Genomic DNA, 12,559 nt, shown 5'->3' with positions numbered 1-12,559 from the left:
GTGAGACGCCGAAAATCTGCGCCACGCCGGGGTATGACTACGATCGGGCTACGCCCTCCCTCCGTCACACCCCGGCGCGAGTCTCATCCTGATTGACGCTGAATCTCATCGAGATTGCCGCTACGCAGCAGTGCGCGTGCCGGCCCGCCTTTGCACGAGCCCGATCGGCCGAAATATCGCGGTTCGCCAAACGGCGCTGAGACGAGCGGAACAGCGACGTCTCTCAATGCGATCCATGGAACCACAGACACACCGAGACCATGAATAACACAAGAGACCACCGACGCGAATCTTCCCCGGCGAGGCTCATACCGAGCCAGGGAGCAGTGAGGTGCATGCCCATTGCGGGAGGTCAAGGCACTGTTAATTTTGGGGGCGTGGCAGCGTACACGAGCGCACAATCAGATCGTTGGCTTTTTACGCCCTTCAGTTACGTGCTTACGTTTACGGAGGAGCCGGTTGGCAGGGTTTCCAATTACGAGCTGATGCAAAATTTCGACAATGTTTCAGCGCCACTCTGAGGCCTCCTGGCCCGCCGCCCCATCGTCGATGGACGTGCTTGGCAATGGGCGAGATACCCCTTTTGGACAGATGTTCGCCGTGCGACAACGCGGGTACTGTCTTCACGCATGGGGAGATAGGCATGCATCCGGGTTATCGCAATCCGCAGAAGAAATCGGTGCTGTTCACGGCGCCGGGTTTGGTCATCGGCACCGTCGCGTTTGGTGCGGCCGGCGGCTGGACCGCGAGCGACATGCTGGCCTCATGGAGCGCTTCTGGCGGCTCCGGACTTTCCTGCAGGATCAAGGGCAACATCTCTATTGACACCGGCGAACGCATCTTCCACGTGCCGGGGCAGAAATACTACGAGCAGACGAAAATCACCGCTAAGTATGGAGAACGTTGGTTCTGCTCCGAATTTGAAGCTTGGGCCGCCGGCTGGCGGAAATCGAAATCGTAAGTCGGAGATGGCCTTACAGCTGCTCGGTAAGTCTAAATGATAAAGTCCTACTTATTGTCCCTAAAGAGAATTTCGAGCAACATTGTTGTGCAGCGCCTAAGTGCGCAATGCCCACAAAATAACCCCATGGTGCTCACCCCGCGAGAATGCGGGGATTTTTTGCCTGGCATCTACTCGAACCGCACTACAAACAATGGCGCCCGACAGCCCCGACTTTAGTCCGTCTTTTTCTCGGCAATATTCAAGCTAGATTTTCTTCATCCTTGTCGAGAGGACGCCAGGGAGGTTTTAGCAATGTTGCTGTGTATCCAGTCAGAACCTCCCTGGCGAAGCAAATAACACCTTCGTTGCCAAGCTGAGGTCAACTATCTCCAACGCCGTAGGGGAGCCTAGCCAGTCCCTCTTCGTTGAAGTAACAGGAAAGCACGGCTGTTCCCCCTGTGCGATGCGTGTTGTCAAGACTTGCCCTGTTTCGGCGGGGCTTTTTTGTGTCCGGCATCGTACCGGAACCACATTGGGACAATGAGGTTGACTCACCGGATCGCGGGAGAAAGCCAGTTAGTTCCAGTTCGCGTAATGCCTTCCTCTTACGGTCCACTGTTGGGTCGTGCGGAGTCAATTTACCGGTCAGCTCCCAAGCGACGCTCCGCACGGCCCGACGCCCCAAGACATCCTGCCAGATTGAACCATCGCGCTCCCGCCCTGCCTTTAGCATAGGAGAGTGAGGCGTTATGATCCTGTCCCAAGTATTCCAAACCCAGAGCGCATTGAATGATGCCGAAGTGGCCCTCTGCCAGCGGGTCTTCGATCACGTCGTATCGGTGAAGAAGATCACCTCGGACCCGCAGCGCCAGGACCTAGCCTCTCAGATCATTCAGTCCTATCAGCACGGCGTGAAGGATGAGGACAGTTTGTTGAGCCTACTTATCGATGTTCGATCGTAGAACCGGACCACCGACCCCACCCACCCTTCAATCTTGCCGGTCTTTGATCGTCTGACGACGGATACCCAAGAAGCCGTTCGTACTCGGCTTCCGGAGCGCCGTAACATCCATCGGCAACATCGAGCAGAATCTGGCGGTCCAAAATCTTGACGTTCCCTCGCGTCGACTTGATGGCGCGCATGCCCTCCAGGATATGCAGATGGTCGGTAACCCCGGATCGCCTCACGCCAAGCATCAACGCCAAAAACTCGTGGGTAACAGGCATATCGTCCACGAGAAGACGGTCATGGCACATAAGCAGCCATCTCGCGAGACGCTGGTGCATGTTGTATCGGCCCGCCGCCAAAGCCGAGTAAGCCAGTTGCAGCTCCCGCGTGTGGACATAGCGGAGAAACATTAGACGAGTTGCTTCGTCGCGCAAGAGCGGCAGGAAGCGGCTGGTGGGCAGTTCTAGCCCGACCCCTGAAATCTGCATGAAAGCGCGGTTCGGCATCCGATCGACGCCGAGCACCACCGGATATCCGCTCATCCCCTCGTATCCAATCTGACCCACCTCGATGCCGATTTCGTTCGAAGCCACGGCCACCATTGAAGCCAGACCGCTCTCGATAAAATAAAGGTGCTCAATTGGTCGATTAGGTTCAACAAGCGAGCGGCGGACTGGAAGATCAACACGCTTCAAGTCCGATGCGATATGATCAAAAGCCTCCTCTGGAAGCCTTCGCAGCAACTTGTTCCGGGTATCTTTTTGCGCAATTTTTGTCACAGCGTCGCCTCCGTGTGACTGCGTTGGCATACGTCATTTGCCGATCCAGACCCATTCGCCCTCTTAAACGCACCAGCGAGGCAATCGATGCCGTCTTAATCCCAATTGCTAATATGCTCCACCCAGCGGAACCTGCATGTGAAAACTTGGTTTGGCGACAAAATGCAGGGAATGCCACCTGTGTAAGCCTGACCTGGAAAATGCCTCGTTCTCAGTCGCCAACGTGCAGGTAATTGCCAGACGTGGGAGCGACTGGAGATGGGGAGTGCAGGCCGTTGCCGACGTACTATTTTTATATCAAACACGCTGATTACGTCGTGCCAGATCCAGAAGGTGAGACATTCCCCGACTTGAACACAGCAAGAGAAGAAGCCGGCGAAGCCCTGAGAGAACTGGTTGGCAGGGCCATCTTAACCGATCAGGCGGAAATCCCGCAGGCAATCGAGCCAGCTGGCGAGCTCCCACAGCAACGACCTCCTCCGGATTAAAGAAGACGACCGGGGCATTGCCCGCGTATTCGAATGACACCTACCTCTCTTCGCCATCATGCAGCGGTCTGCACCCCGAGAGCAGCCCTGGTCGCACGGCGCGTGCGTGCACCATGGGTACGTACACCTGGCAGAGTACGGTAGATATCGAGATAATCGCGCGCCATGCGCTTTGCAGAAAAGCGCTTTTCGAACGTTGCGCGAACTCTGCGGCGGTCCAGGCGCAGCGCGCGGTCGATGTTTTCCACGGCTTCGGTGACTGTATCAACGATTAAACCGGAAATACCGACGTCAATCACTTCCGGGACGGAACCGCAGCCGAAGGCAATGACTGGCGTGCCGCATGCCATTGACTCGATCATCACCACTCCGAAGGGTTCTGGCCAGTCGATCGGGAACAGCAATGCACCGGCATTGCCGAGAAACTCCGCCTTTTGATGTTCGTTGATCTCTCCGACGAACTCCACGTTTTGATGGCTCTTCACCATAGGTTCGATCACGGTTTCCCAGTAATGCTTGTCGACATTGTCGATCTTCGCCGCGATCTTCAGGGGGATCCCTGCTTTAGCAGCGATCTGGATGGCTCGATCGGGTCGCTTCTCCGGCGAGATGCGCCCGAGGAAAGCAAGATAGTTTCCTTTCGGCTTTGCGGTAAAGGGTAGAATCTCGTCCGAGAGTCCATGGTAAACGGTGCCGGCCCAGTTGACCGGCGGCATGGGCTGTCGCTGATTGTTTGAGATCGACACCAGCGGTATGTCCGGGAAGGCTTGGTAGAATGTTCGAAGGTCCGGTAGATCCAACCGTCCGTGCAGCGTCGTCACGGTTCGGTCTGCGAAGTCCATAATCAATGGGAAATGCAGCAGATCAATGTGGAAGTGTAGGACATCGAATTCGTGTGCCCGGCGGCGAACCTCCTCCAGCATGACAATATGGTGCGGCACGTGGTCACTGACTGCAGGATTGAGACGCAGGGCGATGCGCGAGCACGCTACCAGTTTGGCGTCAGTAACAGAGTCGCCGCTGGCGAAAAGCGCGACCTGGTGGCCCTGACGGACCAGCTCGTCTGTCAGATAAGAGACGATGCGCTCCGTTCCGCCGTAAAGCTTCGGTGGGACGCTTTCAGCAAGGGGTGCGATCTGGGCGATCTTCATCGGAAAGCCTCCTCCAATGAGCAAAGATTTGACGTTTAGTACCAGCTCGTATCCTCGGAGGGATGCCGCGCGATCATCAGATGTAGAACTTGAACTGATGCGCCGCGTTCCGTAATCCTTTTCCATTAGCCGAATCGGCCTGAAAGCTTGAATCGGGGCGCCGTGACGGTTCCTTGGCTGATGAGGATTAACGAGATGGGTTTGAAGCATCGAATTTCATGAGGCGGCGGCATTGGCTGCCTCCGGCGGCGGATACGGCCGCCGGTGTAGTATTGAACGCGTGGGGCACAGTCAGATCTAGTGCGCGTCCGAGGTCCATCCATCAGGCGTTCGCCTTGAGTTCCTTTAAGGCGGTGTGTTACACCGGCGCCAATCCTCAAAGTAGTATTGCCGATGTTCACGACACTTGCGACGGCAAAGAAATACATTGGGTGTCATGCTTGACTTCTCGCGACCAGGCAAACCCACCGACAACAGCTACATCGAAAGTTTCAACGGCAAGTTCCGGGCTGAGTGCCTGAACGCTCATTGGTTCATGAGCCTTGACGACGCGCGAGCGAAGATGGAGGATTGGCGCAGCGAAATCGGCAACAAGGTGCCGATTTCGCTCATGAACGGCTCATCGGCACCCCGCTGAGCTGAGCCTTAACTCCGGAAAATTCCAGCTCTCGCTGGCCCAAAATCGGGTAGCACTTCAATAAGTAGAAAATTCCAAGTCTGAATGGCCTAATTTATTGGGGGCACGTCACGCCCCGCGATAGTCTTTGGTCGACGCTTTGGAAAGCTCAGTCGGCAAACACAAATGGCGGTGAGGGATCATTTAATGCATCAAGCGGACCCTCCAGCGCGGTACGCGGAGGAACCAACTCCGGCTCGATCATGATCGTCAGAGGCTTGGGCTCGTCTAGAAGGTCAAAACCCCGCTCCAGCATTTTCGAAATATTCGGCCTGATCATGTAAACAGGAAAGGGCAGGAATGAAGCGAACGGATCGTAGTCGAAGCATCCGACGACGATATCTCCGAACGCTTCTCCGTCGTGGCGGCCCATGAACCGCAATAGCCCCTCGAAGTTGATGGATGAATTGATGAAGAAGCACTTGGGCAGCCTCCCGTGCTTGTCGAAAAAACGGTCGAACGCGAGCGCCGTCGCGCCCGGCGAGTAGCCTGTGATCTCGATGTCTCCTTTCGTGGCCGCTCCAAATACGGATTGCTTAACGGCATGGAAACCGGCGATACGTTCACGGCTAGCGTGGTCGTTGCGGCCGCCGAATAAGTAGACATCGCCGGCATGAAGTGGTCCCAATGTTTCGGCATGACGAATGATGGCGGACGTCAACGCCTCAGCGCCCTGACGGTTATCCGCGATCACGGATGATGCAAACTTGCCTGGCAGATCGATGTTGACGTGAGGCAGGCCCGCCCGCATGCAGATCTCGTGGACTCCATCCGGATCTGTAGCTCCGGCGATGAACAGCGAGTCGATCGCATAGGCGATGAGAGACTCCACTGTGCGGCGCTCTTCCTCTGGGTCGCGGCGGCCTGACACAACCATTGGCACCAGACCCCGCTTTCGCGCTTCGCTCTCGAAGGTCTGCGCCATGGACGAGAAAAACCTGTTGTCGTAGACGGGCAAAAGCAACCCTACCAGGCCCGAACGGGAGCTGCGCAGGGCGCGAGCCTGCAGGTTTGCCTTGTAGTCATGCTCTCTGGCCAGTGACAGTATCTTTGCCGCAGTCTCCTCAGAGATGCGCCGCTTGCGCCATGTGCCGTTTAGCACCGAGGCCACTGTCGACGGGGATGCTCCTGACACGACGGACAAATCATAAATGGTTGCTTTTTTTCGTTCTTTTTCAGACATCCGCAAACCTTCCAGTGGCTCTTTCTCTCTAGATCAGCAGTCCTCTTGACGAAAGTCTTTTCCGTGATAGGGTAATTGCACCATCGATGGTGCATAAATGCAAGACCGATTGTGCATGGAGATGGGGCTTTGAGGAAAGCGACAGGGAGGAGTTCCGCAATGCGGGGCTAACGTTGAGCGCGAGAGCATGGGGCTTTCGCGAACGGTGCTTCCTTGCCGGCTCAGTGGAGGAGGGAATACCCAATGAAAAAGCTATTGGCAGTCACGCTCGGCCTGTCCTTGCTTGCGTCAACCGCATTCGCCGGCCCGAAGATTGGTGTCGTGGTGAAGATCGGCGGCATCCCGTGGTTCAATGCCATGGAGGCGGGAATCAAGGAACAGAGCGCCAAGCTCGGGGTGGAAGGCTTCATGGTCGGTCCGACCAGCGCCGATCCGGCGCTGCAGGTTCGCGCCATCGAAGACCTGATTGCCCAGAAGGTCGACTACATCGGCGTCGTCCCGAATGATGCTAAGGTTCTCGAACCTGTTCTCAAGAAGGCCCAGGAGGCCGGCATCAAGGTCATTACCCATGAATCGCCCAACCAGGTCGGCGCCAATTGGGATTTCGAGCTGGCCTCCGCCAAGGGCTTTGGTGAGGCGCATGGCAAGCTGCTCGCTGAGAAGATGGGCGGCAAGGGGGCATACGCCGTCTTTGTCGGCTCGCTGACCGTTCCCCTGCACAATGCATGGGCCGATGCAGCAATCGCCTATATCAAGGCGAACTACCCGGACATGAAGCTCATCGGTGACCGCTATGGCGTGGCCGAAGACGTGGACAAGAGCCGTTCGACCGCGCTCGACCTGATGGCGGCCAATGCCGACTTGACGGGTTTCCTGGCCTTCGGTTCGCAGGGTCCAATCGGTGCAGGTCGCGCTGTTGAAGAGCGTCGCAAGGACGGCAAGGTGTTCGTGATCGGTCCGTTCTCTCCGGGGCAGGGCGCCAAGCTCATCAAGTCCGGCGCGCTGACCGGTGGCTTCATGTGGAACCCCAAGCAAGCGGGTGAAGTCTTCGTGATGCTTGCCGATCGCATCTCCAAGGGTGAGGTGCCGAAGGCCGGCGACGATATCGAAGGCCTTGGTAAGATCAACCCCGAGGGCAACACCATCATCGTCGACCAGTTGCTGGCGATCAACAAGGACAGCATCGACAAGCTTGTCGGCATGGGTCTCTAATCCTCCCTGGACGCAAGCCGGGGTCGCGGACAATTCCCGCGACCCCCACTTTACGAATATCGGAAAACCTGAACCAGCCGCCATCCAACGGCTGAACAGGAGGATACTCCATGAGCGACGAACCGCTGCTTTCACTCAAGAACATCAAGGTGACCTTCGGCGGCGTGCGCGCGCTGAAGGGCGTGTCGTTTGAAGTCAACCCGGGGGAGGTGCATTGCCTGGCGGGGGAGAACGGCTGCGGCAAGAGCACGCTCATCAAGGTCATTACGGGGGTTTACAAGCCACAGGAAGGCGCCGAGTTCTTCTTCGACGGCAAGGCGATCTCGGCCATGACACCCACTTTGGCGCAATCGCTCGGCATCCAGGTGATCTGGCAGGACCTGGCGCTGTTCGGGGAAATGACCGTCGCCGAGAACATCGGGTTTCAGTATGCCGTCAACGGCAAATATGGTCTCGTCGACAAACGCGCCATCGAGGAAGCAGCCGAGAAGGCACTCAGCCGTCTCGGCGTCAGCATCGATATCCATCTTCCATTGAAGGAACTGCCGATCGCCCAACGCCAGATCGTTGCGATCGCACGCGCTCTTGTCGGCGAGGCGCGTCTTGTCTTCATGGACGAGCCGACCGCTTCGCTGACGCAATCCGAGACCGATTATCTGATCGATGTCGTGCGCAACCTGTCGGCGTCCGGAGTGGCCGTGGTCTTCGTCTCGCACCGTCTCGCGGAGGTGCTCGAAATCTCGGACCGCATGACCGTGCTTCGCGACGGAGCGCTCGTTGGTGTCTTCCCTGTCGAGGGCATGACTCAATCACGGGTGACCGAGCTGATGACCGGCAGAAACTTCGACAGTTCGGTCGTCGCCGCCGATCACGACGACGCGCAGGTCGTGCTTTCCGTCCGCGGGCTGACGCGCGCAACGGAGTTCGAAGATATATCATTCGACCTTCGCCGAGGCGAGACGCTCGGTATTACCGGCCTCCTCGGCGCTGGCCGGACCGAACTGGCGCTTACGCTCTTCGGGATGCACCGTCCGCAGGCAGGGGAAATCGCCATCGAGGGCAAGACCGTCAAGTTCGGCTCCAATCGCGACGCAATTCGCGCCGGCGTCGGCTACCTCTCGGAAGATCGTTTGTCTCTCGGCCTCAACCAGCCGCAGTCGATAGCCGACAACCTGGTCATGGCGTCGCTCGATAAGCTCCTGTCCGGGGGAATGATCTCGCCCGCGAGGAAGGCGAGTGTGGTCAGCCACTGGATTTCGGCGCTCGGTGTCAAGATCGGTACGCCCGAGGACCCCATCCGGACGTTGTCAGGCGGCAACCAGCAACGTGTCGCAATTGCCAAATGGCTCGCGATCGGTCCGAAGATCCTCATTCTCGATGCCCCGACCGTGGGCGTAGACGTCGGTGCGCGCGCAGGCATCTTCGAGATCGTGCGCAAGCTTGCTGCTCAGGGCCTCGCGATCATCCTGATCTCCGACGAGCCACCGGAAGTCTACTTCAATGCGGACCGCATCCTTCACATGATCGAGGGCAGGATCCGCGCAACATACGACCCGCGACATTTATCGCTCACCGAACTGGAGTCTGCCGTCTATGCGTAGGCTGATCCTTGGACACACAACCGAATTCACGCTTCTGGCGGTCATGGTGGTGCTTTGTGTCGGGCTGTCTCTTGCCACCGATCGGTTTTTTACGATCTCGAACGCGTTCGATGTGCTGAACGTCTCGGCCGTCAACATCATCTTTGCCGTTGGCCTTCTCGTCGTCCTGATCTCCGGCGGGATCGATATTTCCTTTGCTGTCGCCGCTTCGGTGGTCCAATACGTCACTGCGCTGGCCCTTGGCGCATTGGGCGGCGGCAACTGGGCGGAGGGCTTCGTTATCGCCGGCGCCATCGGCATTGGCCTTGGTCTGATCAACGCGGCCCTGGTTTACCGGCTGCATATTATCTCGATCGTTGCAACCATCTCGACCTTCAACATCTTCTTCGGGCTGCTGATGTTCTTCACCAAGGGGGTGTCGATCTACGACCTGCCAGAATGGCTGACGACGCGCGTGGTATTTTTCGAACGCGAGATGACTGACGGCTCCTGGATCGAACTTACACTGCCTGTCGTCGTCATGATCTTCTGCTGCCTCGCGACCTGGTTCATGATTTCCCGCACCACCATCGGCCGGCAGCTCTACGCATTCGGCGACAACCCGGATGGTGCACGCCGCTTCGGGATCAACATCGCAGCGATGCACTACATTTCCTTCGGCTGGATGGGGCTGATGGCCGGCATCGCCGGACTGATGCAGGCCCACTATGCCGAGGAAGTCGTGCCGAATGCGCTCTATGGCCGGGAACTGGACGTCCTGGCAGCCACGGTTCTCGGCGGCGCGAGGCTCGGTGGCGGCAAGGGCTCGGTGATAGGCTGCGTCCTCGGTGTCTTGATGGTCTCGATCACCCAAAACGGCCTTAATCTCATGGGTGTGTCGCCCTTTGCATTCAAGATGATCGTCGGCGCAATCATCCTCATCGCCATCACGCTCTCGTCCGCACGGATCGACAAGCTTTTGCCGTTTCTCGCCACGGGCAGCACCAAGAGGAAGGGCACGCACCAATGAAGGCCATGGCTCAAAAGTTCAACGCCACCTTCGGCGCCGATATGACCGGCCCAGCCATCGCATTCGTGGCGGTGATCGTCATCTTCGGTCTGGCCGCAAACAATTTCATATCTGCCGCAACATTCGGTTCGGTTGCCTTCCAGCTTCCCGAACTCGGGCTTCTCACGCTCGCCATGCTGCTTCCGCTCCTGACCGGCGGGATCAACCTCTCCATCACCTTCACGGCAAATCTTTCCGGATTGGCAGCAGCCTCGGTGATGCAAATGTACGGCGGGGCCGATGCGTCTCCAGGCGCGTTCCTGCTCGGTGTCCTTGCTGCACTCGCCACCGGTGGCGCCGCCGGCCTGATGACGGGTGCTGCGATCGCCTACACACGGGCTCATCCAATTCTCGTCACACTATCCATGATGATCTTCCTGCGTGGCCTCGGCGAGTTTCTGACCCGCGGCGGCGATGTGTCCGGATTCCCTTCTTTCATCGCTCCGATCGGGCATGGTTCGATCCTGGGATTGCCGATCCCACTTTTGATCTTCATCGCCTGCGTTGGCTTGTGGCAGCTTCTGCTGACGCGCTTTAAGCTCGGCTACGGACTGCTGATGGTCGGCTCAAATATCGAGGCGGCCCGCTACTCCGGCCTGAACACGCGCCGCATCCTGGTTCTGGTTTACACGCTTTCAGGGCTCATGTGCGCGGTGGCGGGCGTTATCATGCTTGCCCGTTTCAACTCGGTCCGCGTCGGTCACGGTGAGTCCTATCTGCTGATCACGGTGCTTGCCGCGTTTCTCGGCGGCATCGATCCATTCGGCGGCTTCGGCCGCGTGTTGCCGGTGTTCGTCGCCCTCATCGTGCTCCAGCTTCTGTCTTCCGGTCTCAATCTCATGGGCGCAAACCAGCATCTCGCGACAGCGCTGTGGGGCGTGCTGATGATCGTCGTTATGGCGGCAAGAACCATCGTCTCAACTTACATCGCATCGCGCAATAAGAAGGGTTGACCGTGCAAGGTTTCGGTATTCACGCAAGCATGTGGACAATGAACTGGGACCGCGCAGGCGCAGAGCGCGCCATTGCCGGTGCTGCCAGGTACAACATGGAATTCATTGAAATTCCGCTCGCAGACGCCGCCTCGGTAGATGCCGGGCATACGCGTGACCTCCTGGAAAAGCATGGCCTGCGTGCGGCATGCTCGCTCGTATTGCCGGAGGCCGCCTGGGCATCCGTCCGGCCCGAGGCCGCTATCGAGCACCTGAAGGTTGCGATCGACAAAGCGGCCCTGATTGGAGCCGAGGCGCTTACGGGCGTCACCTACGGCGGCACCAACGAACGCACTGGCGTTCCGCCGACCCAGCAAGAATACGACAATGTTGCTCATGCGCTCGGAGCTGCAGCCAAGCAGGCCAAGGCGCAAGGTATCCAGTTCGGTGTGGAAGCGGTGAACCGATACGAGAGCCATCTGATCAACTCGGCCGAACAGGCCGTGGCGCTGGTCGAACGCATTGGCATGGACAACGTCTTTGTCCATCTCGACACCTTCCACATGAACATCGAGGAGAAGGGGGCTGCCAACGGCATTCTCGCCGCGCGTGATCATCTCAGGTACATGCACTTGTCTGAGAGCGACCGGGGAACCCCCGGAGCAGGAAACGTCCCTTGGGATTCGATTTTCGCTGCCCTGTCTGCGATCGGCTTCAAGGGGGCGCTGACATTGGAGAGCTTCGTCAGCATGCCGCCGGAGATGGCCGGCGACATATCGACGTGGCGCCCAGTCGCGCGTGACGAGGACGAAGTCATGGGCAACGGCCTCTCGTTCCTGCGCAACAAAGCCGCACAATATCAACTGGCATGACTTCGAGATGGTGGGCGTTCCCACATGGCGTTAGGCGCCGCACATGCAAAGAGGCAATGGGAGGAACTCGTTGAGCAAAATTGATGAAAACGCACAGAAGATCGCAGAGATCGCGGTTCAACGCTTTGCGGAAAACGGCGGCCGGAGAGTTCTGATTGCAATTGCCGGTGCACCGGGTTCAGGCAAGTCGACGCTGGCAGAGCGCTCCGTCGAAGCAATCAACAGCGACCATCATCTGGAAGCGGCTCTGTTCCCGTTGGACGGATTTCATTACGACGATGCCGTCTTGGAGCAGATGGGACGCCGTCCCTACAAGGGAGCAATCGACACATTCGATGTGCATGGTTTGCGCCACATGCTCAAGCGCCTGAAGGCCAATGAGGACGACGTTGTCGCCGTTCCGGTATTCGACCGCTCGATCGAGATTGCTCGCGCCGGCGGCAATCTCATTCCTCGGTCTACAAAGATCATAGTCTGCGAGGGCAATTACCTGCTTGCGCGACAGGCTCCCTGGGACAAGCTGAAGGAGATTTTCGACTTCACGGCGTTCGTTGACGTGGACGAGGATCACCTGCGGCAGAGACTTCAAAACCGTTGGCGGAGCTACGGCCTGGACCCCGCCGAAATTCGGCGCAAGGTCGAAGAAAACGATCTGCCGAACGGCCTTGCGATCGTGGCCGGAAGCGCCGAGCCCGATCTCCACATCGAGAACAACTGATCCGTCC

12 protein-coding genes and 1 pseudogene are annotated in these 12,559 nt (G+C 58.1%); 10 read left to right on the top strand and 3 right to left on the bottom strand.

Annotated elements, in window-relative coordinates; genetic code table 11:
* The first annotated feature begins 643 nt into the window (after positions 1 to 643).
* Together HJB91_RS26825 and HJB91_RS26820 are read left to right on the top strand one after the other, a co-directional pair.
* On the top strand, positions 644 to 961 hold the full coding sequence (locus tag HJB91_RS26825) for a succinoglycan biosynthesis protein exoi (protein ID WP_221156370.1): 318 nt from the start codon (positions 644 to 646) through the stop codon (positions 959 to 961).
* Between the two features lie 731 nt (positions 962 to 1,692).
* Positions 1,693 to 1,905: a hypothetical protein gene (locus HJB91_RS26820; protein WP_221156368.1), complete on the top strand. Its 213-nt coding sequence runs from the start codon at positions 1,693 to 1,695 to the stop codon at positions 1,903 to 1,905.
* Here the strand turns inward: HJB91_RS26820 and HJB91_RS26815 are convergent.
* Positions 1,886 to 2,671, bottom strand: coding sequence for a Crp/Fnr family transcriptional regulator (locus HJB91_RS26815; protein WP_311044447.1), 786 nt, complete (start codon positions 2,669 to 2,671; stop codon positions 1,886 to 1,888). The two genes, HJB91_RS26820 and HJB91_RS26815, sit on opposite strands and share 20 nt — an antisense overlap.
* A 242-nt stretch (positions 2,672 to 2,913) precedes the next feature.
* Here HJB91_RS26815 and HJB91_RS31300 point away from each other — a divergent pair, with 242 nt between their 5' ends.
* Positions 2,914 to 3,159, top strand: a complete 246-nt coding sequence (locus tag HJB91_RS31300; protein ID WP_409079595.1) for a DUF6894 family protein — start codon at positions 2,914 to 2,916, stop codon at positions 3,157 to 3,159.
* A gap of 56 nt (positions 3,160 to 3,215) precedes the next feature.
* On the opposite strand, the gene HJB91_RS26810 is transcribed toward HJB91_RS31300, so the two are convergent.
* The gene (locus tag HJB91_RS26810; RefSeq protein ID WP_221156365.1) at positions 3,216 to 4,310 is read right to left on the bottom strand and encodes a glycosyltransferase family 4 protein; all 1,095 of its coding nucleotides are present in this window, start codon (positions 4,308 to 4,310) and stop codon (positions 3,216 to 3,218) included.
* 430 nt (positions 4,311 to 4,740) lie between these two features.
* On the opposite strand from HJB91_RS26810, the pseudogene HJB91_RS26805 reads away from it, so the two are divergent.
* Positions 4,741 to 4,947: pseudogene (locus HJB91_RS26805) on the top strand (transposase); the annotation flags it as partial.
* 148 nt (positions 4,948 to 5,095) lie between these two features.
* Here HJB91_RS26805 and HJB91_RS26800 read toward each other — a convergent pair.
* Positions 5,096 to 6,169, bottom strand: coding sequence for a LacI family DNA-binding transcriptional regulator (locus tag HJB91_RS26800; RefSeq protein ID WP_221156363.1), 1,074 nt, complete (start codon positions 6,167 to 6,169; stop codon positions 5,096 to 5,098).
* 243 nt (positions 6,170 to 6,412) lie between these two features.
* On the opposite strand from HJB91_RS26800, the gene HJB91_RS26795 reads away from it, so the two are divergent.
* The 6 genes from HJB91_RS26795 (at position 6,413) to HJB91_RS26770 (ending at position 12,552) form a co-directional block, all read left to right on the top strand.
* Positions 6,413 to 7,381, top strand: coding sequence for a substrate-binding domain-containing protein (locus HJB91_RS26795; RefSeq protein ID WP_221156361.1), 969 nt, complete (start codon positions 6,413 to 6,415; stop codon positions 7,379 to 7,381).
* Positions 7,382 to 7,491: 110 nt separating this feature from the next.
* Positions 7,492 to 8,982 carry a sugar ABC transporter ATP-binding protein gene (locus tag HJB91_RS26790; protein WP_221156359.1) on the top strand — a complete coding sequence of 497 codons (1,491 nt, stop codon included), beginning with the start codon at positions 7,492 to 7,494 and terminating at the stop codon, positions 8,980 to 8,982.
* Complete coding sequence (locus HJB91_RS26785; protein WP_221114809.1) at positions 8,975 to 9,991, top strand: ABC transporter permease; 1,017 nt, start codon at positions 8,975 to 8,977, stop codon at positions 9,989 to 9,991. Before HJB91_RS26790 ends, HJB91_RS26785 begins: the two co-directional genes overlap by 8 nt.
* Positions 9,988 to 10,983 carry an ABC transporter permease gene (locus HJB91_RS26780; protein WP_221156357.1) on the top strand — a complete coding sequence of 332 codons (996 nt, stop codon included), beginning with the start codon at positions 9,988 to 9,990 and terminating at the stop codon, positions 10,981 to 10,983. The genes HJB91_RS26785 and HJB91_RS26780 overlap by 4 nt, the downstream gene beginning before the upstream one ends.
* A gap of 2 nt (positions 10,984 to 10,985) precedes the next feature.
* Positions 10,986 to 11,834, top strand: a complete 849-nt coding sequence (locus HJB91_RS26775) for a sugar phosphate isomerase/epimerase (protein WP_221156355.1) — start codon at positions 10,986 to 10,988, stop codon at positions 11,832 to 11,834.
* Between the two features lie 70 nt (positions 11,835 to 11,904).
* On the top strand, positions 11,905 to 12,552 hold the full coding sequence (locus HJB91_RS26770; RefSeq protein ID WP_221114806.1) for a nucleoside triphosphate hydrolase: 648 nt from the start codon (positions 11,905 to 11,907) through the stop codon (positions 12,550 to 12,552).
* The last annotated feature ends 7 nt before the right edge of the window (positions 12,553 to 12,559 follow it).

The sequence above is a fragment of the Rhizobium sp. NLR10b genome, from assembly GCF_019685435.1.
In the GTDB taxonomy this organism is placed as follows: domain Bacteria; phylum Pseudomonadota; class Alphaproteobacteria; order Rhizobiales; family Rhizobiaceae; genus Rhizobium.
This window is presented reverse-complemented; position numbering and strand designations above follow the sequence as displayed.